Annotated in this window: 24 protein-coding genes; 15 read left to right on the forward strand and 9 right to left on the reverse strand. The window is 67.7% G+C overall.

Translation table 11 applies throughout. The features are described from left to right. Positions 1-247 (forward strand): alpha-hydroxy-acid oxidizing protein (locus tag VIR09_RS05680; RefSeq protein WP_332011986.1); only part of this gene is annotated, 247 nt, incomplete at its 5' end. A gap of 137 nt (positions 248-384) precedes the next feature. Then, positions 385-1554: a metallophosphoesterase gene (locus VIR09_RS05685; protein ID WP_332011987.1), complete on the forward strand. Its 1170-nt coding sequence runs from the start codon at positions 385-387 to the stop codon at positions 1552-1554. Positions 1555-1564: 10 nt separating this feature from the next. Here the strand turns inward: VIR09_RS05685 and VIR09_RS05690 are convergent, their stop codons facing one another. Continuing rightward, positions 1565-2020: an Lrp/AsnC family transcriptional regulator gene (locus VIR09_RS05690; protein WP_332011988.1), complete on the reverse strand. Its 456-nt coding sequence runs from the start codon at positions 2018-2020 to the stop codon at positions 1565-1567. A 91-nt stretch (positions 2021-2111) separates the two neighbouring features. Here VIR09_RS05690 and VIR09_RS05695 point away from each other — a divergent pair, with 91 nt between their 5' ends. Then, positions 2112-3299, forward strand: coding sequence for an MFS transporter (locus tag VIR09_RS05695; RefSeq protein ID WP_332011989.1), 1188 nt, complete (start codon positions 2112-2114; stop codon positions 3297-3299). A gap of 35 nt (positions 3300-3334) precedes the next feature. Here the strand turns inward: VIR09_RS05695 and VIR09_RS05700 are convergent, their stop codons facing one another. Next, positions 3335-4063: an IclR family transcriptional regulator gene (locus VIR09_RS05700; RefSeq protein WP_332011990.1), complete on the reverse strand. Its 729-nt coding sequence runs from the start codon at positions 4061-4063 to the stop codon at positions 3335-3337. 94 nt (positions 4064-4157) lie between these two features. On the opposite strand from VIR09_RS05700, the gene VIR09_RS05705 reads away from it, so the two are divergent. From VIR09_RS05705 to VIR09_RS05715, 3 genes are read left to right on the forward strand one after another with little or no spacing between them, the layout of a single operon-like run. After that, complete coding sequence (locus VIR09_RS05705; protein WP_332011991.1) at positions 4158-5126, forward strand: tripartite tricarboxylate transporter substrate binding protein; 969 nt, start codon at positions 4158-4160, stop codon at positions 5124-5126. Positions 5127-5176: 50 nt separating this feature from the next. Further along, positions 5177-5860 carry an RraA family protein gene (locus VIR09_RS05710; protein ID WP_332011992.1) on the forward strand — a complete coding sequence of 228 codons (684 nt, stop codon included), beginning with the start codon at positions 5177-5179 and terminating at the stop codon, positions 5858-5860. A gap of 11 nt (positions 5861-5871) precedes the next feature. Then, a complete protein-coding gene (locus VIR09_RS05715) occupies positions 5872-6795 on the forward strand; it encodes an NAD(P)-dependent oxidoreductase (RefSeq protein WP_332012008.1) in 924 nt (307 codons plus the stop codon). A gap of 39 nt (positions 6796-6834) precedes the next feature. Here VIR09_RS05715 and VIR09_RS05720 read toward each other — a convergent pair whose 3' ends face one another. Both VIR09_RS05720 and VIR09_RS05725 read right to left on the reverse strand, forming a co-directional pair. Further along, positions 6835-8235 carry a sensor domain-containing diguanylate cyclase gene (locus tag VIR09_RS05720; RefSeq protein ID WP_332011993.1) on the reverse strand — a complete coding sequence of 467 codons (1401 nt, stop codon included), beginning with the start codon at positions 8233-8235 and terminating at the stop codon, positions 6835-6837. Positions 8236-8391: 156 nt separating this feature from the next. Next, positions 8392-9213, reverse strand: a complete 822-nt coding sequence (locus VIR09_RS05725) for a MetQ/NlpA family ABC transporter substrate-binding protein (protein WP_332011994.1) — start codon at positions 9211-9213, stop codon at positions 8392-8394. Between the two features lie 159 nt (positions 9214-9372). Here VIR09_RS05725 and rocD point away from each other — a divergent pair, with 159 nt between their 5' ends. The 4 genes from rocD to VIR09_RS05745 all read left to right on the forward strand — a co-directional run bounded on the left by rocD (position 9373) and on the right by VIR09_RS05745 (position 14221). Then, positions 9373-10608, forward strand: coding sequence for an ornithine--oxo-acid transaminase (gene rocD, locus VIR09_RS05730; protein ID WP_332011995.1), 1236 nt, complete (start codon positions 9373-9375; stop codon positions 10606-10608). Continuing rightward, positions 10608-11570: an arginase gene (rocF, locus tag VIR09_RS05735; protein ID WP_332011996.1), complete on the forward strand. Its 963-nt coding sequence runs from the start codon at positions 10608-10610 to the stop codon at positions 11568-11570. The genes rocD and rocF overlap by 1 nt, the downstream gene beginning before the upstream one ends. Before the next feature lie 321 nt (positions 11571-11891). Further along, on the forward strand, positions 11892-13100 hold the full coding sequence (locus VIR09_RS05740) for an ABC transporter substrate-binding protein (protein ID WP_332011997.1): 1209 nt from the start codon (positions 11892-11894) through the stop codon (positions 13098-13100). Between the two features lie 62 nt (positions 13101-13162). Then, positions 13163-14221: an alcohol dehydrogenase gene (locus VIR09_RS05745; RefSeq protein WP_332011998.1), complete on the forward strand. Its 1059-nt coding sequence runs from the start codon at positions 13163-13165 to the stop codon at positions 14219-14221. 1 nt (position 14222) lies between these two features. On the opposite strand, the gene VIR09_RS05750 is transcribed toward VIR09_RS05745, so the two are convergent. Both VIR09_RS05750 and parS read right to left on the reverse strand, forming a co-directional pair. Then, a complete protein-coding gene (locus VIR09_RS05750; RefSeq protein WP_332011999.1) occupies positions 14223-14738 on the reverse strand; it encodes an RES family NAD+ phosphorylase in 516 nt (171 codons plus the stop codon). Continuing rightward, positions 14735-15202: a type II toxin-antitoxin system Xre/ParS family antitoxin gene (parS, locus tag VIR09_RS05755; RefSeq protein ID WP_332012000.1), complete on the reverse strand. Its 468-nt coding sequence runs from the start codon at positions 15200-15202 to the stop codon at positions 14735-14737. Before parS ends, VIR09_RS05750 begins: the two co-directional genes overlap by 4 nt. Before the next feature lie 192 nt (positions 15203-15394). Between parS and VIR09_RS05760 the strand changes: the two genes are divergently transcribed. Continuing rightward, positions 15395-15772 (forward strand): DUF423 domain-containing protein, encoded by a 378-nt coding sequence (locus tag VIR09_RS05760; protein WP_251880005.1) that lies wholly within the window; start codon positions 15395-15397, stop codon positions 15770-15772. Positions 15773-15830: 58 nt separating this feature from the next. Then, entirely contained in the window at positions 15831-16745 is a 915-nt protein-coding gene (locus VIR09_RS05765) for a DMT family transporter (protein WP_332012001.1), read from the forward strand. A gap of 8 nt (positions 16746-16753) precedes the next feature. Here the strand turns inward: VIR09_RS05765 and VIR09_RS05770 are convergent, their stop codons facing one another. Continuing rightward, a complete protein-coding gene (locus VIR09_RS05770; protein ID WP_332012002.1) occupies positions 16754-17392 on the reverse strand; it encodes a glutathione S-transferase in 639 nt (212 codons plus the stop codon). 5 nt (positions 17393-17397) lie between these two features. Beyond that, positions 17398-18552, reverse strand: coding sequence for a PQQ-dependent sugar dehydrogenase (locus VIR09_RS05775; RefSeq protein ID WP_332012003.1), 1155 nt, complete (start codon positions 18550-18552; stop codon positions 17398-17400). Between the two features lie 80 nt (positions 18553-18632). Here VIR09_RS05775 and VIR09_RS05780 point away from each other — a divergent pair, with 80 nt between their 5' ends. Further along, on the forward strand, positions 18633-19244 hold the full coding sequence (locus tag VIR09_RS05780; protein WP_332012004.1) for a glutathione S-transferase family protein: 612 nt from the start codon (positions 18633-18635) through the stop codon (positions 19242-19244). Between the two features lie 28 nt (positions 19245-19272). Here VIR09_RS05780 and VIR09_RS05785 read toward each other — a convergent pair whose 3' ends face one another. Beyond that, on the reverse strand, positions 19273-20244 hold the full coding sequence (locus VIR09_RS05785; RefSeq protein ID WP_332012005.1) for a LysR family transcriptional regulator: 972 nt from the start codon (positions 20242-20244) through the stop codon (positions 19273-19275). 133 nt (positions 20245-20377) lie between these two features. Between VIR09_RS05785 and VIR09_RS05790 the strand changes: the two genes are divergently transcribed. Together VIR09_RS05790 and VIR09_RS05795 are read left to right on the forward strand one after the other, a co-directional pair. Continuing rightward, the gene (locus VIR09_RS05790; protein ID WP_332012006.1) at positions 20378-21355 is read left to right on the forward strand and encodes a tripartite tricarboxylate transporter substrate binding protein; all 978 of its coding nucleotides are present in this window, start codon (positions 20378-20380) and stop codon (positions 21353-21355) included. Between the two features lie 2 nt (positions 21356-21357). Beyond that, positions 21358-21819: amidohydrolase family protein (locus tag VIR09_RS05795; protein WP_332012007.1), on the forward strand; the 462-nt coding region annotated here is incomplete at its 3' end.

Raw genomic sequence — 21819 nt, forward strand, 5'->3', positions numbered from 1 at the left:
CGTCATGATGGACAGCGGCGTGCGCCGCGGCACCGACGTCCTCAAGGCGCTGGCGCTGGGCGCGAGCTTCGTCTTCGTCGGCCGGCCCTTCAATTACGCGGCCGCGGTCGGCGGCGAGGCCGGCGTATCGCACGCCATCGGCCTGCTGCGCGCCGAGGTCGATCGCGATATGGCGATGCTGGGCATCAATCATGTGCGGGAGATGCAGGCCGATCTGCTGGTGCGCGAAACCATGGCCGCACGTTGATGCGGCATCTGCTCCAGGCTCTGCACGCAACAAAAGGAGTCTTGCGCAGGCCCTGGCCGCGCGCGCGGCCGGCATAGAATGGCGGTTCCCTTGCCACGCGCGCCGCGGCTTTCCGCCCGTCGCGCCCCAGAGCCGCCGTGTCCCTACGCCAATCTTCGTTCTTCCTGCGCTTCCTGACCCTGGGCGCCCTGGCTCACGTCTACGTGGGCGCCCGCCTGATCCCCGACGCCAGCCTGGACGGCGCGGGCGCAGCCGCCGCCATACTTGCCTTGCTGCTGTCCTGCGTCCTGATTCCGCTGGGGATGCTGGGACGCTCGTCCGTGCACCCGCCCTGGGGCGACCGCATCGCCTGGGTCGGACTGTTCGCCATGGGCCTGTTCTCGTCGCTGTTCGTGCTGACGGTGCTGCGCGACGCGCTGCTGCTGGCGACGTGGCTGGCGGATTTGATCATCGGCGCCGATCTGCCTTGGGCCACGCTACGCCGGGTCAGCGCATGGGCCGTGCCCACACTGGCCCTGGCCGGCACATTGGTCGGCCTGTACAACGCGCGCAAGCGGGCGCGCGTCGTCGAGGTGGATGTGCCTGTCGCCGGGCTCGCGCCCGACCTGGACGGCTTCACCATCGTGCAGATCAGCGATATCCACGTCGGGCCGACCATCAAGAAGCGCTACGTGCAGGCCATCGTCGACGCCGTCAATGAACAGCTGCCGGACATGGTCGCCATCACTGGCGACGTGGTCGACGGCAGCGTCGAACAGCTTGCGGCCCAGGCCAGTCCGCTGGCCCAGCTGCGCGCGCCCCACGGCGTGTACCTGGTCACCGGCAACCATGAATATTATTCGGGCGCCACGCCCTGGATCGCCGAATTCCGCCGCATGGGGCTGCGCGTGCTGATGAATGAACATGTGGTCATCCACCCCGCCGGTCTGCCCGTGGTGGTGGCGGGCATTACCGACTACAGCGCCGGTTCCTTCGACCCGCAGCAGCGCAGCAATCCCAAGGCGGCGCTTACTGGCGCGCCCGCCGACGCCCAGGCCAGGATTCTGCTGGCGCACCAGCCGCGCAGCGCGGCGGCGGCCGAGCCCCTGGGCTACACCCTGCAATTGTCCGGCCACACCCATGGCGGGCAGTTCTTTCCGTGGGGCTTCTTCGTGCGGTTCCAGCAGCCCTACACCGCGGGTCTGCACCGCCTGGGCAAAATGTGGATCTACATCAGCCGCGGCACCGGCTACTGGGGACCGCCCAAGCGCCTGGGCGCCCCGTCCGAGATCACGCGGCTGCGGCTGCGCGCGGCTCCAGCCGGCTGAACGGCTCGCTTCAGGCGTTGTCCGGCAAGGGGCCGCGCTCCAGGTAGCTGGTCAGCGCGATGTCGCTGGTAGTGTTGGTGATGCCGTCGATCTGATGGATGCGCGCCAGCAGCAATTCCAGCGCCTGCGTGTCGCGCACACGCACTTTCAGCAGCATGGCGCTCTTGCCGGTGATGGTATGGATTTCTTCCACCTCGGTCAGTTCGGCCAGCCCCAGCACCTGTTGCGTGATGGTCCAGTTGTTGGTGTCCACATGCACGAAGGCCAGCAGCGGCCGGCCTATGCGCGCACCGTCCAGCTTGGCGGCGATGCCCTTGATCAGGCCGTCGCGCTTGAGGCGCTTGACCCGTTCATGCACGGCCGGAGCGGAAAGGTTCAGCAGCTTGCCCAGTTCGGCGTAGCTGGGGGTGGCGTCGTCGGCCAGCAGCGTTAATAGCTTTCGGTCGCGGTCATCAAGATCAGGCATTGGAATCAGGTTCTGCCGAACGGCATTCGAACTTTTATGGAATAAGGAAATATACGCGTTAACCCTTATTTTATTCCAATAAAATTTGGCGATGCAGAACCGTAGCACCCGCCAGACCTCGCCCGTCCCCGCCCTGATGTTCGCCGTCAGCGTCGTAGGCTCCAACGGCTTGGCGCTGAGCCCCATCCTGAGCGACGTGGCGCGCTCCTTTGCCACCTCGCCGCTGACCATCAGCACCGCCATTTCCGCCTACGGCGCGGCCACCGCCGCCAGCGCCTTCTTCCTGGCTGCCCGCATCGACCGCATCGGCATCCGCCGCTCGCTGCTGGGCGCGATGGCCGTGCTGATTGCCGCCTTGATCCTGTCCGCCTGCGCGCCGCACTGGATCGTGCTGACGTTGGCGCAAGCCCTGGCAGGCGCCGCCGCCGGCGTCATCCTGCCGGCGGCCTATGGATCCGCCTCGCTGATCGCTGCCCCCGGCCAGGAAGCGCGCACGCTGGGCCGCGTCATCGCGGGCTGGTCGGTGTCGCTGGTGGCGGGGGTGCCGCTATCCGCCCTGATCTCCGACGCCGTGGGCTGGCGCGCCACCTACGGCACGCTGGCGCTATGCGCGGCGATCGCCGTGCTGGGGTTGCGCAAGCTGCCGGAACGCCGCGCGGACAATCCGGCCCCGCTGCGCCTGTCGCGCCTGTTGGCGCCCCTGTCCTACCGCGACGTGCCGGCCTTGCTGCTGGGCTGCCTGGCGTTCTCGTCGGCGTTCTATGGCGTGTACGCCTTCCTGGCCGACCACGTGCGCGGCCTGCTGGGGCTGACCGCCGGACAGGTGGGTTTCATCGCCTTCGCCTACGGCGCCGGATTCCTGCTGGCCAGCGTGGCCGGCGCGCCGCTGATCGAGCGGCTGGGACCGCGTCGCGCCCTGCCCCTGGCCCTAGGCGTGATCGCGCTGGTATATCTGGGACTGCTGCCGGCCGCACATGCGCTGGCCGCGGTGCTCGCCATCGCCACACTGTGGGGCGCGGCCTCGCAGCTGAGCCTGAATCTGCTGGTGCTGCTGCTGTCGCGCACCCGGCCCGAGGAGCGCGGCGCAGTGCTCGGGCTGAACACCTGCACCACCTACCTGGGCGCAAGCGTAGGCACTGCCGTCGCCGGCACGATTTACACCCATGCCGGCTTTGAAGCACTGGGGGTGACCGCGGCCTGCGCCCTGGCCGCCGCGGCGCTGGGCCTGCATTGGCGCCTGAATGGCAGGCGTGCGGCGCGCGGCCAGGCGACTGCCTGAACGCCCCGCCCCCGCACACGGTCCCCCGCCGCCCTTTACCCCTGCCGCACGCCCATCAACGACCGCGACAGCCTGCTGGCCGCGGCCAGCACGGGTTCCTTGAGTTCGAGCAGCACGCTTTCACTCAGGCGTGAAATCGGCCCCGAAATGCAGAGGGCCCCTTGCAGCGTCCAGTTGATGCCGTAGACCGGCGCTGAAATGCTGGACACCTCCGCGTCCCGCTCGCCCAGCGACATCATGTAGCCTGCGCGGCGTACCGATTCATAGGGTTCGCCGGGCTCTCCCGAAAAGGCCAGCAGCACGCGGCCCGGACTGCCCAGTTCCAGCGGCAGCGCGGCCCCCACGCGCACGTGGTGGCGTATCGACTTCGAGCCTTCGACGCGCGCCATGCAGATCCGCTGCTTGCCCTCGCGCACATAGAACGTGGCGCTTTCTCCCGTGGCCGCAGACAGCTCGCGCAGAATCGGCTGCACCACCTCCGCAATATTGAACGTGGCCTGGTAGCAAGCGCCCAGCCAGCCGGCGGCGCGCGCCAGCCGCCAGCTGCCATCCGGCCTTTGCGCCAGATAGTCGTCCATCGCCAGGGTGCGTGCCAGGCGCAACACCGTGGAGCGGTGGCAACCCGTGCGCCGGCTCAGTTCCGCCAATGTCAGATGGGCGTCGTCCACGCCGAAGGCCTCGAGGATGCTCATGGCGCGGCGCACGGCCACCACGCCTTCTTCGGCCGGGGATTCCTCGGATTCTGGGGCTGGATTTTCGTTCATTCTACGCAACATGTTTCGTCTGTCGAACTTGGATTGTATTGTGCGGAACACCGTCACACAATGCTCGCACCAAAAACCAAAACGGAGACTAACCATGAAGCAGATCGCCCGTGTGCTGGCCGGCCTGGCCCTGGTGTGCGCAAGCGGCCTGAGCTCGGCTCAGGACTACCCCAACAAACCCATCCGCCTGATCGTCCCGTTCCCGCCCGGCGGCGGCACCGATGTCCTGGCGCGCGAAGCCGCCATAAAGGTCACTGCCAACACCGGCTGGAACATCGTGACCGAAAACCGCCCGGGATCGGGCGGCAACATCGGCGTGGATACCGTGGCCAAGTCGGCGCCGGACGGCTACTCCCTGGTGCTCGGCCAGACCAGCAACCTGGCGATCAATCCCACGCTCTATTCCAGGCTACCCTACGACCCCGAAAAGGACCTCACCGCGATCGGACTGGTCGCGGACGCGCCGCTGGTCATCGTGGTGCCGGCCAATTCGCCGCTGAAGTCCTTCGACGACATGATCGCGGCGGCCAAGGCCAAGCCGGGATCCCTGGACTACGCCAGCTCGGGCAACGGCACCGTGGCGCATCTGGCCGCGGTGCAGCTGCAGAACGCCGCGGGCATCAAGCTCACGCACATCCCCTACAAGGGCGCGGCGCAAGCCTCCAATGACCTGATCGGCGGCCAGATCGACATGTATCTGTCCTCCGTCCCCACGCTCATCGGCCATGTGCGCAACGGCAAGATGCGGGCGCTGGCGGTGACCTCGGCGCAGCGCGTGCCGGACATGCCCGACGTGCCCACCATCGCCGAACGCGGCTTCCCCGGCTTCGAAGCCGTCACCTGGTTCGGCCTCGCCGCCCCGGCCGGGACCCCCAAGGACATCGTCCAGCGCCTGAACGCCGAATTCAACAAGGCCCTCAAGGCCCAGGACTTGAGCGCGAAGTACCAGGAACAAGGCGCGCGCGTGCTGACCAGCAGCCCCGAGGAATTCGCCAGGCTGATCCACGACGACCGGATCCGCTGGGGCCAGATCGTCAAAGAGTCGGGCGCGAAGGTCGAGTGACGCGCATGCCCGGCGCCGCATCCCGATACTCCATTCCCACAGGAACACTCATGGCCCATCAGGACATCATCAAGGACTTCCCGCGGATCGGCGCCGACATCGTGCGCCGCGCCGCGCAACTGCAACCCGCCATCCTTGCCGACGTGGCGGGGCGGCGCGGCGCGCTCAACGGCCGCATCCGCGCGCTGCACCCCGGCATGAAGCTGGCCGGCCCCGCATTCACCGTCGAAGTGCGCCCCGGCGACAACCTCATGATCCATGCGGCGATTTCCCTGGCCAAACCGGGCGACGTCCTGGTGATCGACGGCAAGGGCGACCTGAGCGCGGCGCTGATGGGCACCATCATGATGAACGCCTGCCGCAAGCTGGGCATCGCCGGCGTGGTGATGGACGGCGCGGCGCGCGACACGGTGGAAATCATCGACATGGACTACCCGGTATTCGCCGCCGGCAGCAATCCCAACGGCCCGACCAAGAACGTGCCCGGACGCATCGGCCATCCCGTGTCGGTGGGAGGCGTGACCGTCCACCCAGGCGACTTCATCATCGGCGACGCCGACGGCGTGGTGGCGGTTGAACGCGAGAAGATCGAAGGCCTGCTGCCTGCCGCCGAAAAGAAAGTGCGCGACGAAGCCGCGCGCATCGCCGCGATCCAGGCGGGCGACACCGAAGCCAAATGGCTGGCCGCGGCCTTGCGGGCAGCGGGCGTCCTGAAGGAAGGAGAATCGCTGTGAACCCCGCTGCCATGCACAAGCCCGTCCTGCTGGTGACCGCGGCTGATCTGGCGCCGGAGGCGCTTGCCTTGCTGCAGGAATTCGAGCTGGTCTATGCCGGCAAGATGCCCACCGAAACAGGCATCGTGGCGCTCTGCCGCGAACACAATCCAGCCGCCATCATCGTGCGCTACAGCAAGGTCGGCGCCGCCGCGATGGACGCGGCTCCAGCGTTGCGCGTGATCTCCAAGCACGGCAGCGGCACCGACACCATCGACAAGGCAGCGGCCGCCCAGCGCGGCATCCAGGTCGTGGCCGCGGTGGGCGTAAACGCTGCCGCCGTGGCGGAACAGGCCCTGGCCTTGCTGCTGGCTTGCGCCAAATCCGTGGTGGGGCTGGACCAGCGCATGCGCGCCGGCCACTGGGACAAGTCCACGCACAAGAGCCTGGAGCTGGGCGGCCAGACCATCGGCCTGATCGGCCTGGGCGCCATCGGCCAGCGCATGGCGGCCATGGCGCATGGCATGGACATGCGCGTGATCGGCTTCGATCCCCATGCCCAGAAGCTGCCGGACTATGTCGCCCGGGTGCCGCTGGAGCAGATCTGGCGCGAGGCCGACGTGGTGTCCTTGCACTGTCCGCTCACCGAAGACAACCGCGGCATGGTCAATGCGGCAACGCTGGCGCAATGCCGACCCGGAGTCATCCTGCTGAACACCGCGCGCGGCGGCCTGGTGGACGAAGAGGCGCTGCTGCAGGCGGTACGCTCGGGCCAGGTGCAGGCCGCCGGCCTGGACAGCTTCGCGGTCGAGCCCATGGCCGCAGGCCATCCCTTCCAGCAGGAGCCGCGCATCGTGCTGAGCCCGCACATCGGCGGCGTCACCAGCGCGGCCTACGTCAACATGGGCGTGGCCGCGGCGCGCAACGTGCTCGACGTGCTGGCGCGCGCCGGATAGCGTGAGTACGTCCTTGCCGGCCGCAGCGGCGTCTGCCGCTCAGTTCCTGTACTCCACCGCGCAATCCCGTCCGGACCGCTTGGCCTGATAGAGCGCGAAATCCGCGCGGCGCAGCACGTCCGAGGCGGTGGCGTCGCCGGGCAGGAATCCCGCAATGCCGCCGCTGACCGACAACGTCACCACCGACCCGTCAATGTCCGCCGGATGCTGCCGCAGGCAGGCGCGCAAACGCTCGCAAATCGCGCGCGCCACCGCCGCATCCGCGTCGGCCAGCAGCACCAGGAATTCCTCGCCGCCCAGCCGCCCTATCGAATCGCCCTCGCGCAGACAGGTGCGCAGTTGATCGCAGAAGTGCCGCAGCGCGACGTCTCCGCCCAAATGGCCATAACGATCGTTGACCTGCTTGAAGTAGTCCAGGTCCAGCATCAGCGCCGTGGTCGGTCCGCCCACGCCGCGCCGGCCGTCGGCCAGCCGTTCTTCCATGCGCTTGAGGATTTCGGCGCGGTTCCAGCAGCCGGTCAGGCTGTCCACCCTGGCCATCCGCGCCAGCGCGGCTTCGGCGCGCCGGCTTTCGGTGACGTCCATGCCCAGGTTGACCACCTTGCCGTCGGGCAGCTTGACGTTGGACCACAGCACCGACAATTGCTCGCCGTCGCGCGTGCGCGGCTGCCATTCGCGGAACGAACGGTCGGGCCGCGCACTCACGCTGTCCCGCACCAGTTCCCGCACCTGGGGATCCGGATAGAACAAGGCCAACGGCTCATGGCTTTGTTTGATCTCGGTTTCGGACCAGCCGAAGCGCCGCGCGCAGGCGTCATTCCACAATATGCAGCGGCCGTCGGTATCGAAGGCGTTGATCAGCACCGGCGCCGTCCGGAACAGCGCGCCAAACTGCGCGATGACCTCGTTGAGCCGCGCCAGTTCGCGATCGCGCGCCGCCGCGCCCAGCACGGCGTGCTGCGCATACGCGGCCAGGATATCCAGCGCGCTGGCATAGGCGGACACGTCGGCCAGCACCCGCCTGAAAGCGAAAACGATGTGGCCGCAAGCAACCGCATTGGCGTCGTAAAGCGTGCGCGCCACACAGGCCAGCACACCCGCCTCGCCCAGCCAGCGCTCGTCTTGCGGCATGTCCTGCAGGCAGGCGTAGGTGGCGCGGTCTTCCAGCAAGACGTGCACCGCCTGGCCCGCGCCCGCAGGATCCGCGGCGATACCGGCGCGGCAACTGGCGCTGGCGATCAGCCCTGCGGCGCCATTGCCCTGGTCCAGGCGGACCCAGGCGTAATCCGCGCCCATGTCCTGCACCGCGCGCTCAGCCAGCGTCTCGAAAAAGCTGTCTTGGCCCGCGGCCAGGATTGCGCTGGCAGCCGCCAGGATGCGGCCGTCTTGCACGGCCAGAACCGGGGCATGGGCAGCATCATCGAACGATGGAATACGCATGGCTCTGCTATCGACGGAAGGACGGCGCGACCCTCCAGACCGAGGCCATGGTGGCATCAACGGGGCGGGGGTTAAAAATTGGGGCCAGTATACGAGTAATCCCTGGGCCCAACTGGCAAGAATCGTCAACGTCCCCTTGGGCCAAGCTCCCGTGCGCTACCAGGGAAAGGCGATCAGATCGCCGTACAGGCTGCGCAGCTTGGCCTTCACTTCGGCCGAATTCTGGTAGATCGAAATGAACTTCAGCAAGCGCGGATCCTGCGCGCCGGCAGGCGTGGCCACCCAACGGATGGCGTAACGCCGCACGTTGGCCGGATCGGTATTGTCGAAGGCCAGGCCGTCTTTCTCGTTCAAGCCGGCCTGCTTGGCAAAGGTGGTGTAGGTGACGGACGCAGTCACGTCGTCGAAGGTGCGCGCGGACTGCGACCCTTCGATCGGCACGAACTTCAGGTTCTTCGGATTCGACACCACGTCCTGTAGAGAGGCCTGGTGCGCCACGCCTGGCTTGAGCTTGATCAGGCCGATGGATTCCAGCAGCAACAGCGCGCGGCCGGTGTTCACCGGGTCGTTCGGCACCGCGATGGTCGCGCCCTCCGGCACTGCATCACCCTTCTTCAGCTTCTTGGAAAACAGGCCGATGGTGGTGGAATAGCCGTAGGCGATGGGCGTAAGGTTCGCGCCGCGGCGCTGGTTGAACAGTTCCAGGAAAGGTTCGTGCTGGAAGAAGTTGGCGTCCACCGAACCGTCGGCCACAGCGATGTTGGGCAGCACCCAGTCGTTGAATTCCACCAGCTTGACCTCCAGGCCTTCTTTTTTGGCTTGGGCGATGGCAAGTTCGGTGGCGGCGTTGGCCACGCTGGGAATCACGCCGATGCGCAGCGGCTTGTCCTGCGCCATGGCGTTGCCGGCACACACCAGCGCCAGCCCGGCCGCTGCCGCGCAGCGGGTGAATTTCAGTAGCAGTTGATGCAACAACATGAGGACCATCCAGGAAGGAAAACAGGGCATCGCCCCGCGCAGCCGCTATTGTGCAGCAGCGTGCCGCCGCCGCCGGCAATGGCCTTTGTCACGCAATGGCAATGCCGCGGGCCGGCTTGGGGCGCTAAGATGGCTGCAATACCTCCTCGGGAGACGCTCATGAGCGCGGTATTGAGTACCCAGCCGGGCGCGCCATCCGCCGCCAGCCACCGCGACCGCGTGGAAGACCAGCTCGGTGCGCATAACTACCATCCCCTCGACGTGGTCATCGCGCGCGGCAGCGGCGTCTGGCTCTACGACGTGGAGGGCCGCAAGTACCTGGATTGCCTGTCGGCCTATTCAGCCGTGAACCAGGGCCATTGCCACCCGGCCATCCTCGCCGCCATGGCCGAGCAGGCGCAGAAGCTCACGCTGACCTCGCGCGCCTTCCGCCACGACCAGATGGCGCCGTTCTACGAAGACCTGGCGCGCCTGACCGGGGCGCACAAGATCCTGCCCATGAACAGCGGTGCGGAAGCCGTGGAAACCGCCATCAAGGCGGTGCGCAAATGGGGCTACGAAGTGCGCGGCGTGCCGCAAGACCAGGCCGAGATCATCGTCTGCGCCAACAACTTCCATGGCCGCACGCTGGGCATCGTGGGTTTCTCGACCGATCCCGACGCCTACGGCCACTACGGACCCTTCGCGCCGGGCTTCAAGGTCGTGCCCTTCGGCGACTACGATGCCTTCGACGCCGCCATCACGGCCAACACGGTGGCCTTCCTGGTCGAACCGATACAGGGCGAAGCCGGCGTGGTCCTGCCGCCCGCGGGCTATTTCACCCGCGTCCGCCAGCGCTGCACCGAAGGCGGCATCACGCTGATCCTGGACGAGATCCAGACCGGCCTGGGCCGCACCGGCAAGCTGCTGGCCGAAGAACATGAAGGCATCGAAGCCGACGTCACGCTGATCGGCAAGGCGCTGTCGGGCGGCTTCTATCCGGTGTCCGCGGTGCTCTCCAACGCCGACGTGCTGGGCGTGTTCCAGCCGGGCCAGCATGGCAGCACCTTCGGCGGCAACCCGCTGGCCTGCGCCATCGCACGCGCCGCGCTGCGCGTGCTGACCGAGGAAGGCATGATAGAAAACGCCGCAACCATGGGCGCGTACTTCCTGGAGCGCCTGCGCGCCCTGCCCGGCCCGGTGCGCGAGGTGCGCGGACGCGGCCTGATGCTGGCCGTGGAACTGGAACCCGATGCCGGCGGCGCGCGCCTGTGGTGCGAACGCCTGCTGGCACGCGGCATGCTGGTCAAGGACACCCACGGCCACACGCTGCGCCTGTCGCCGCCCCTGATCGTGACGCGCGAGCAGATCGACTGGGCTTGCGATCAGTTGAGCGCGGTACTATCCGCCACTTGATGCACCCCACCGGAGTCCGCGACTTGCAGAACACCGCCAACCTGCCCCACCACATCACCCTGATCGGCGCGCCCACCGACATCGGCGCCGGCGCGCGCGGCGCCTCCATGGGCCCCGAAGCGCTGCGCGTCGCGGACCTGGGCCCGGTCATCGAGGCCCAGGGCTTCCAGGTCACCGACCGCGGCAACCTTTACGGCCCGGCCAACCCCTGGCTGCCGCCGGTGGAGGGTTACCGCCACCTGGAAGAAGTCGCGGCCTGGAACCGCGCGGTGCACGACGCCGTCTACCAGGAACTGAGCCAGGGCCGCCTGCCCATCCTGCTGGGCGGCGACCACTGCCTGGGCATAGGCTCCATCAGCGCGGTGGCGCGCCACTGCCGCGCGGCGGGCAAGAAGCTGCGAGTGCTGTGGCTGGACGCCCATGCCGACTTCAACACCAACTCGCTCACGCCCACCGGCAACATCCATGGCATGCCCGTGGCCTGCCTGTGCGGCTACGGCCCGGCGCAGATCACCGGAATGTCCGGCCAGACGCCCGACATCGAACCGGGCTGGGTGCGGCAGATCGGCATACGCAGCGTGGACCAGGGCGAAAAGCGCCTGGTCCACGAAGCCGGCCTGGAAGTCTTCGACATGCGCTACCTGGACGAAATGGGCATGCGCGCCACCATGGAAGCCGCCTTGGCGGGGCTGGACGCCGACACCCACCTGCACGTGAGCTTCGACGTGGATTTCCTGGACCCGGAAATCGCCCCCGGCGTGGGCACCACCGTGGCGGGCGGCCCCACCTACCGCGAAGCCCAGCTCTGCATGGAAATGATCGCCGACACCGGCCTGATGCGCTCGCTGGACGTGGTGGAGCTGAACCCTGCGTTCGACGTGCGCAACAAGACCGCCGAACTCGCGGTAGACCTGATCGAAAGCCTGTTCGGCAAGTCCACCCTGATGCGCCGCGGCTCCTGAACCGACCTGCACCCCGCGCAATGCGGCGGTAACCATGCGCTGGCCCGGGCCGCGCATGGCGCGTGACCCACGCGCACTCCACCTGGCGTCCATATTGCGGCGCCCCCTCGCCGGCCCCCGCCGGTCCCCCGGACCGACTTCGGCCTGGGAAATCCCCTCTGTTGACTTTTCACATGTGCGAACCTAAGTTCTTGCACAGGAATTTTCTTTCATCAATATGAATTAATTTTCGGCCAGGTGGAGAACTGGCACCCTGCACGCGGATACACGGCATCAAACGAAAAACCGATAAATCGGCCCCACCGGCCGGGAGGCAAGCAGATGCGTATCAATCCCCTGTTGGCGGCGCTGGCCGCCACGCTGGCCGCCTGCGCGGCCCAAGCCCAATCCGACGTGGTGCGCCTGGGCGTGTCCAACGACCGTTCCGGCATCTATTCGGACCTGGGCGGCCTGGGCTCGGAAATGGCGGTCCGCATGGCGGTCGAGGACTTCGGCGGCAAGGTCGCCGGCAAGACCGTCGAGGTCATAGGCGCGGACAACCAGAACAAGGCGGACGTGGCCTCGGCCCTGGTCCGCCGCTGGTTCGACACGCAAGGCCTGGTGGCCGTGGTGGACGGCGGCGCCAGCTCCGCGGGCCTTGCCGCGCAAGGCGTGGCGCGGGAAAAAGGCGGCACCGCCCTCATCAGCGGCGGCTTCGCCGGCGACTTCAGCGGCAAGCAGTGCAGCAACCTCAGCACGCAGTGGGCGCCCGACACCTATGCCCTGGCCAACGCGGTGGTCAAGAGCGTGGTCGAAAGCGGCGGCAAGTCCTGGTACTTCATCACCACCGACTACGTGTTCGGCAAGTCCCTGGAAGCCAACGCCTCGCGCTTCGTCGACGCGGCGGGCGGCAAGGTGCTGGGCAGCACCCGCCATCCCCTGGGCGCCATGGACTTCGCCTCGTTCCTGGTACAGGCGCAATCGTCCAAGGCCGACGTGGTGGGCCTGGCCAGCGCAGGCGGCGATCTGGTCAACCTGATCAAACAGGCCCAGGAGTTCGGCCTGACCGGCGGCAAGCAGCGCATGCTGACCTTCCTGACCTTCATCAACGACGTGCAGGCGATGGGCCTGCCCGTGGCGCAAGGGCTGACCTTTCCCACCGGTTTCTATTGGGATGCGGACGAGGACACCCGCGCCTGGACCCAGCGCTGGCAAAAGAAAATGGGCGTGACCCGCGCACCGTCCATCGTGCAGGCGCTGAGCTACGTCGCCACCACGCACTACCTGCAGGCCGCCCAGGCCGCCGGTTCTTTCGACGGCGCCGCCGTCAACCAGAAGATGCGCGAGTTGCCCGTCACCACCAAACTGATCAAGAATGCCCGGGTGCGCCCCGAAGACGGCCGCGTCATCATGGATCTGTATCTGGTCGAAGTGAAGAAGCCCGCCGAATCCAAATACCCCGGCGACTTCTACCGCATCCTGTCCACGGTGCCGGGCGAAAAGGTCTTCGTGTCCCTGGCGGACAGTGAATGCCCGAGCGTAAAGAAATAGCTTTGCCGCGCCGCGCCCGCCTGGCGGGCCGGCCGTAAAAAACACCTAGGAGGAGACATCCCATGAAGTGCTATTGCGTCGTGAACTTCCGCGAGCCCCTGCAGGAAATGAACCCGCCCACACCCACGCCGCAAGGGTCGCAGGTGCTGCTGAAGGTACGCGCGGCGGGCGTTTGCCACAGCGATATCCACTTGTGGGAAGGCGGCTACGACCTGGGCCAGGGCCGCACGCTGTCGCTGAAGGACCGCGGCGTCTCGCTGCCCCTGACCATGGGCCACGAAACCGTGGGCGCCGTGGTCGCGGCCGGACCCGACGCCCAGGGGCTGTCGGCGGACCGCAATTATCTGGTCTATCCCTGGATCGGCTGCGGCAACTGCCCGCCTTGCCTGGCCGGCATGGAAAACCATTGCTCGGCGCCCGCCTGCCTGGGCGTGCACCGCGCCGGCGGCTACGCCGACCACATCCTGGTGCCGCACCCGCGCTACCTGATCGACATCGGCGACCTCGATCCCGCGCAGATCGCGCCCTATGCCTGCTCCGGGCTCACCACCTATTCGGCGCTGAAGAAGATCGGCGCCGACGTGTACCGCGCACACCCCGTGGTCATCTTCGGCGCCGGCGGCCTGGGCCTGATGAGCCTGACGCTGATCAAGGCCCTGGGCGGCGCGGGCGCCATCGTCGTCGATATCGACCCGGCCAAGCGCCAGGCCGCGCTGGAGGCCGGCGCCCTGGCCGCCATCGACGGCGCAGCGCCCGACGCCGCGCAGCAGATCATCAAGGCGGCTGGCGGCAAGCCCGTGCAGGCCGCCATCGATCTGGTCGGTGCGCCCGCCACCACCTCGCTGGCCTTCGACTTCCTGACCAAGGGCGGCAAGCTGATCATCGTGGGCCTGTTCGGCGGTGCATCGTCCTGGCCGATCGCGCTGATCCCCATGAAGGCCCTGTCCATCGTCGGCAGCTACGTCGGCAACCTGGCCGAACTGCAAGAACTGATGGAACTGGTGCGGGCCGGCAAGGTGCCGCCCATGCCGGTGCACCGCCATGCGCTGGCCGAGGCCGACAGCGTGCTGGCGTCGCTGCGGGCCGGCAAGGTGGTGGGCCGCGCGGTGTTGACGAACTGAACTAGACGGGCCGCAGGCGCGGATCGTAGATGAAGCGGTCGCGCCGCACCACCACGATGTGCTCGGCGTCGGGGTGCGCCGGATTGATCAGGAAATTGCAGTCCGGCACGCCCCGATAGGGCACGATGGCGCTGGGCAGTTCCAGCAGCGCCGACACGCCGGACTGCGCCCAGTTGTCGCCCACGGCCTGCGAGGCTTCGGCGAAAGGCACGGCGTCCCAGAACGGATAGTCTTCTTGCAGCTGCGTCAGGCTGAGCGTCTGGCGGGCCTCATGCACGGCGCGCGGCACGGCCAGTTCGATCAGATAGCGGTTGGCCTGCTCGGACGCGCGGGTCGCGAAATGCACCACGGTTTCCAGCACCGCCAGCGCCACGCTGGCCGAGGCATAGACCACGGGCGTGCCCGGGCTGTTGTAGCGCCCGCCCACGGCCGCGGCCCCCGCCCCGCTCAAATCGTCGGCGCGGTACTTGCCTGCGGTCGTGCCGATGCGCCAGATCGAAACGCTGTCGTCGGTCATGCGTAGACGCCCGCCGCGGCGCGCGCCAGCGTGTCCTCGACGATGCGGCTGCTGGCGTCGGAGGTCAGCAGCGACAGCGGCTTGACGTTGCCCAGCGCGGGCACCGGCGTATTCAGCCAGGCCACCGCCTCTTCGTCGCTGCCCAGCACCTGGCGCGCCACCCGCGCCACCCGCGCCACGCGGGCCAGGCGGTCGGATTCGCCCAGGGGCAACATGAGGCCCTCGCGGCTCCAGCGCGACAGCGAGGCCGCCTTGACCTCGGTGATGGCCATGATCTCGGACTTGGGCACCTGCAGGTAATCGGCGGCGTCATCCACCATCTGCGCGGGCAAGCCGCGGCGCACGTCGCGCGCCATGTCGACCAGGGGGCTGTCGACCAGGCTGCGGAACAGCTGCTTGGCGCGCGCCGCGGCATGGCGCGACGGACGCTTGGCGGGGTGTTTTTCGAGGGCGGCTACGCTCATGGCCTGACTCCTGCAAGTCTGGAGCCCGCGGCTGCCGGCCCTCAGAATTTCCAAATTGAATTCATGATATCCCATTTGGAATTCCCGCTACAAGATCCGTCCCCAACAGCGACATCCCCGGGGTAGAGGCCGGATTTGGGCATATCATAGGCGGCTGTAACACGATTGATCAGACACTTATAAGGACTGGCGATGACGGACCGGCAGCTGACGATACTCGCGGCGTTGAATCTCATGGTGGCAGTAGGCGCGGGAGCCTTTGGCGCCCATGGCCTCAAGCGCATGCTGACGCCGGAACTGCTGTCCGTCTGGCAAACCGGCGTGCTGTACCACCTGATCCACGCGCTGGGCCTGTTCGTCGTCGCGCTGCTGGGCGCCCGCTACGGTTCGTCCCTGCTGTCCGCGGCCGGCGTGGTGATGTTCGTCGGCATCGTGCTGTTCTGCGGCAGCCTGTATGTGCTGTCCCTGACCGGCACGCATTGGCTGGGCGCCGTCACCCCTTTCGGCGGCGTCGCCTTCCTGGCGTCATGGGCCATGGTCGCGCTGGCGGCCTATCGCGCCCAAGGCTGAACCCACCCCCTTCTTTTCCTTTCAGGCGGCCGGAACCGCCCACCCTCCCAGGCTGTAGATGTCCACTTCTTCCGTACTGCCCGCCCCCCAGACCCAATCCGCCGCCGCAGGCATCGCCTGTGTGGTGGGCGGCATTTTCTTTCTGACCCTGAGCGACGCCAACGCCAAATGGCTGGGCGCCCACTACAACCCGCTGCAAATCCTGTTCCTGCGGGCGCTCATCGCCCTGCCTTTCGTCACCGCGCTGGCGCTGTGGCTGGGCGGGCGCCGGGTATTGCGCACCGCCCATCCCGGGCTGCACCTCGCGCGCGGCGCCATCAACGTGGTGTCGGCCTATTGCTTCTATCTGGGGCTGCGCACGCTGCCGCTGGCCGAGGCCACCGCCATCGCCTTCGCCGCGCCGCTGTTCGTGACGGCGCTGTCGGTCCTGGTCCTGAAAGAGCGCGTGGACGGCAAGCGCTGGCTGGCCGTGCTGGCCGGTTTTGCCGGCGTGCTGATCGTGGTGCGGCCTGGCGCCGCGACCTTCCAGGCGGCAACCCTCTTGCCGCTGATCACCGCCATGCTCTACGGAGTGATGATGATCACGGCCCGCGGCATCAACCGCAACGAAGGCATGCTGACGACCACGCTGTACATCGTGCTGGGCCAACTGGTCTGTAGCGCGATCGCCCTGCCCCTGGTCTGGGAGCAGCCGGCGATGGCGGACCTGCCCTACTTCGGCGCCGTCGCGCTGTTCAGCACCCTGGGCCTGGCGCTGATCACGCAAGGATTCCGCATCGGCCCCGCCTCGGTGGTCGCGCCTTTCGATTACACCGGGCTGATCTGGGCCGCGATCCTGGGCTGGATCTTCTGGCACGAGACCCCGGACGCCTATGCCTATCTGGGCGCGCTCTTCATCGCCGGCAGCGGCGTCTACATCGCCGTGCGCGAAGCGCGGGCCAAGTCCAAAACGCGCAAGCGGCTCAAAGGCTGACGCGCCGGCTACTCCGTGGGCGGCGGAAAGTGCCGTCTCAGCACCCGCTCCACGTTGGGTTCGAGCGCCGCCTCGCCCGCCACGGCCGTCAAGGCCGGGCACTCGGACGCGAACCACGCCGGTCCCGGACGCCAGCGCGTCATCACGGTCACATACAGGTCCAGCGCCGAAAAACGCCGGCCCAGCATGTGCGGTGCGCCGGCCTGGCGCTCCAGCTCCAACCAGATGTCCGCCCGCCGCGAGTGCACTCGCTCGCGCAGCAGTTCGGCGGCTGGGCCGGCACTGGTCCATTGCGGAGGGTCATCACCATAGGTGAAGGTGGGATAGACCGCCGCCACCAGGCGGATCAGCAGATTGAGAAAAAGCGCCCGTTCCGGCTTGTCGGCCGCAGGCGCCAGCCCGGCTTGGGGCGCCACGTCGTTCAGGTGCAGGATCATGGCGGCGCTCTCGGTCATGACCCCGCCGTCCGGCAGCACCAGCGTGGGCACCTGCCCCAGGGGATTCAATTGCAGCAGCCTGTCGCGCTCGGCGCAGGGCTTGAGGTACGGCAGGTCCGTCAGCGTATGCGGCACGTTGGCCAGCACCAGCGCCATCTCGACAATGGCGGATCCGCAGCCGGCGGACCCGATCAGCTCATACGGTTTCATGGCGTTCACCCTCCCTGTTCTGCCGGCGCCAGCCGCAGCAATTCGCCCGGCGAGGCGTCGGTCAACACGTACACATAGCCGTCCGGCCCCTGTCGCACGTCGCGTATCCGCTGCTTGCGATCCGTCAGCAGCCACTCCTGGGCCACCACACGATCGCCGTCCAAGGTCAGGCGGATGAGGTTCTGGTTCGCGAGAGCGCCAATGAAAACGGAATTACGCCAGACCGGGAACCGGTCCGCGTCGTAGAAAGCCATGCCGCTGATGGCCGGCGACTTCGGCCACCAGTACAGCGGCGCCTCCATGCCCGGCAGGTCCGCGCCCGTGGCTTCGGGTATGGGCTGGCCCGAATAGTTGATGCCATGGGTGGCCAGCGGCCAACCGTAGTTCTTGCCGCGCTGGACCAGATTGATCTCGTCGCCGCCGCGCGGCCCGTGTTCGTTTTCCCAGAGCTGCCCGGTCCAGGGATTGAGCGCCATGCCCTGGGGATTGCGATGTCCGTAGGACCAGATCTCCGGCCGCGCGCCGGCCTGGCCCACAAAGGGATTGTCCGTCGGCACCGTGCCATCGGTCTTCAGCCGCACCACCTTGCCTTGCAGCTTGTCCAGGTCCTGCGCGGTGGGCCGCTGGTTGTTTTCGCCCAGCGAGATGTAGAGATAGCCCTTGCCGTCGAACACCAGCCGCGACCCGTAATGCAGGCCGGACGACAGCTTGGGCTGCTGGCGGAACAGCACGCGGAAATCCTCCAGCGCCGCACCGTCGGCAGACAGCCGGCCGCGACCCACGGCAGTGCCGCTCTTCGAGCCGTCGGCCTCCGCATACGACAGATAGACATAGCGGTCCCGGGCAAACTCCGGCGAAAGCGCCACGTCCAGCAGCCCGCCCTGGCCTTGCGCCGCGACCTTGGGCACACCGGCAAGCGGCTTGGACAATCCGCCCGGAATACGCAGCAGCCTGAGGTTGCCGGGACGCTCCGTGATCAGCACGCCGCCTTCAGGCAGGAAGGCCATGGCCCAGGGATGGTTCAGTCCGCCCACCACCGCCGTGACGCGGGCCGGAGCAGATGCGGGTTCGGGTCCTGGCTGCGCGGACACTGGCAGCGCGGCGGACAGGTAGAGTGACACAAGCAACGCGCGCACGATCGCGGCGGGACGTGACGGCATGGGCATCTCCGGCAACGGGTGGCGTACCATATCGGCCAGCAACGGAGATCCCCGTCCTTGCTTTCAGGAGACCCCATCTGATGAAACTGTACTACATGCCCGGCGCGTGCTCGCTCGCATCCCACATCGTTCTGGAATGGATCGGCAAACCCTACGAAACACACAAACTGAGCCGTGACGAGCTCAAGGGCCCGGAGTTCCTGAAGGTCAACCCGCTGGGCGCGGTGCCGGCCCTGTCGCACGACGGCTGGACCGTCACGCAGAACGCCGCCATCCTCGAATACCTGGCCGAGCACGCTCCGGAACTGCAACTGCTGGGCGACGGCACGCCACGCTCGCGCGCCGAAGTGCGCCGTTGGCTGGGCTTCATCAACTCGGACATCCACAAGACCTTCTCGATGATCTTCGGCGCGCCGCGTTTCGTCGGCGACGAAGCCGCGCAGAAGGAACTGGCTGCTTCCGCTTCCGCCCTGCTGACCAAGCTGTTCGCGCAGCTGGACGGCCAGCTCGCCGGCAAGTCCTACCTTACGGGCGACAAGCCCTCCATCGCCGACGCCTACCTGTACGTGGTGCTGCGCTGGGCTCACGGCAAGGAAGTGAACCTGTCGGGGCAGGACAACCTGGCCGCATTCTTCAAGCGCATGGAAGCCGACAAGGGCGTCCAGGCCGCGCTCAAGGCCGAGGGCCTGTAAGACAGAGAGGGCTTGCGCGCGCTAGCCCTCAATTGGAAGCGTCCGGCGCGTCTCCCAGATCGGGCGGCGCGCCCTCTTCCAGCGTCTTCTTCACCGCTGCCAGAAAGCGCCGCGCCAGCAAGGGCGGCGCGCTCAGATTCGAATGCGTGGCCCAGATGTCCACGCTGGCCTGTGGCGATATCGGCCGCAAGGCCATGTGCGCGGCCTGGTCCGGCGTCACGCACCAGGCGTCTACCAGCGCCGGCCCCAATCCCTGCTGCACGAACGAACAGGCGGTCACGGGCGAATGCACCTCGACCGCCGCCGCGCATGCCGGCCCCTCGCCGAAGAAGGGCTTGAGCGCGCGCGCCAGCGGCGTGTCGCGCGGATAGCCGATCCAGGCCGCCGTGGAAAAATCCTCCGGCCGCACCACGTCGCGCGCCGCCAGCGGATGGCCGGCAGGCAGCGCACAGAGGATAGGCACCCGCGCCAGGCGCACGGACCGCAGGTTGGGATGATCGGGCGGCTGCATCGAAACGCCAATGTCCGCCTGGCCCGACAGGAAATACGCCGCCAGTTCATCAAAGGTCACGCTGCGGTAATCGACCCGCGCATCCGCATTGCGGCCGCGGAAGCGGTCCAGCGCCATCGGTATCAGGCGCTGCCCGAAACTGGCGCTGGCGACGATCCTGAGCATGCCCGCACCCGATTGGCCCAGGCTGGCGGCCAGGTCGTTTACGCGCTGGATGCCGCCATAGACCTGCTCCACTTCCGCGTACAGCCGCCGCGCCTCGGCCGTCGGCGACAGCCGGCTCTTCACGCGTTCGAACAGCTTGTAGCCCAGCCGGCTCTCGGTCAGCGCCAGCACCCGGCTGACGGCGGGCTGCGACACGTGCAGCATGCGGCCCGCGCCGCTGATCGATCCGGCCATCATGATGGCCCGGAACACCTCGATCTGGCGCAGGTTCAACGGCCGGCCGGCAGTGGGTCCGACCTCGTCCGCGTAGGCATGCGCATCCATATTTTCCCCTGGCAATTCAGCCCCAAACCGATAACGCCCGATTATAGGTTTTCGACATTTTTCGATGAGGGCGCGCGCCGTCCCGGGGTGTAACCTGCCCGCCTCAACACTAGAAAACCAGGGGAAATCCACCATGCACAGCAAAGTCATCCGCGGCCTTTCCGCGCTGGCGCTCAGCGCCGTCCTGTCGGCCACAGCCAGCGCCGGCGCCTATCCCGACAAGCCCATCACCTTCGTGGTGCCGTCCGCCGCCGGCGGCTCGCCCGACGTGCTGTCGCGCCTGATCACGACCCAGCTGGCGCGCGACACCGGCGCCACCGTGGTGGTCGAAAACCGCCCCGGCGCCGCCGGCAACATCGGCATCGCCCTGGTCAAGCGCGCCGCGCCCGACGGCTACACGGTCGGCTACGGCAACATCAACACGCTGGCCGTCAACCGCTCGCTGTTCAAGCGCCTGCCATATGACGTGGACCAGGACCTGACCCCGGTGGCACATCTGTTCGACCTGTACAACGCGCTGATCGTGCCGGCCGATTCGCCGGTCAAGAGCGTGCAGGACCTGATCGACCGCGCCCGCAAGGAGCCCGGCCGCCTGTCCTACGGCGCATCGGGCGTGGGCACCACCGGCCACATGGGCGGAGAACTGTTCAAGAGCATGGCCAAGATCAACGTCATGTTCATCCCCTACAACGGCGGCCCCGCCGCCATCCAGGACCTGCTGGGCGGCCGCCTCGACTACCTGTTCGTCAACACCTCGGAAGCGACTCCGCTGGTCAAGAGCGGCAAGGTCCGCGCCATCGGCGTGAGCAGCCTGAAGCGCCTGGCGCTGATGCCCGACGTGCCCACCCTGGACGAAGCCGGCCTGAAGGGCTACGAGACCGTCGCCTGGGGCGGCGTGGTCGCGCCCAAGGGCACGCCGCCGGAAGTGGTGGCCACGCTGAACGCCGCCATCCAGAAGGCGCTGCAAGCGCCTGACGTGCGCACCGGCCTGGCCACGCTGGGCGCCGAACCGGCCAGCGGCTCGCCCGCCGACTTCAAGCAGCTGATCGACCGCGAAACCGCCAAGTGGCAACAGATCATCGACGGCGCCGGCATCGAGAAGCTCGATTGAACATGAGCACGCGCATGCTGCAAGCAGACTTCATCGTCGCGGGCGCCACGCTCGTCGATGGCACCGGCGGCCCCGCTCGCCAGGGCGACCTGGCGGTGCATGACGGACGCATCGCGGCGCTGGGCGAGTTCGCCCATCCCGCTGGCGTCCCCGTCATCAACGCCAGCGGCCTGACGCTGGCCCCCGGCTTCATCGATTCCCACACCCACGACGACGGCTATCTGCTGGCGCACCCGGACATGCTGCCCAAGGTGTCGCAGGGCATCACGACCGTGGTCACCGGCAATTGCGGCATCAGCCTGGCCCCTCTGACCGCCGCGGCGATCCCGCAACCGCTGGATCTGCTGGGTCCGCCCGACCTGTTCCGCTTCGACACCTTCCGCGCCTGGATGGATGCGCTGCGCGCCGCGCCCGCCGCCGTCAACGTCGCGCCGCTGGTCGGCCACACCACGCTGCGCGTGGCC

The sequence above is a fragment of the Achromobacter sp. genome, from assembly GCF_036567245.1.
Taxonomy (GTDB): Bacteria; Pseudomonadota; Gammaproteobacteria; order Burkholderiales; family Burkholderiaceae_B; genus Achromobacter.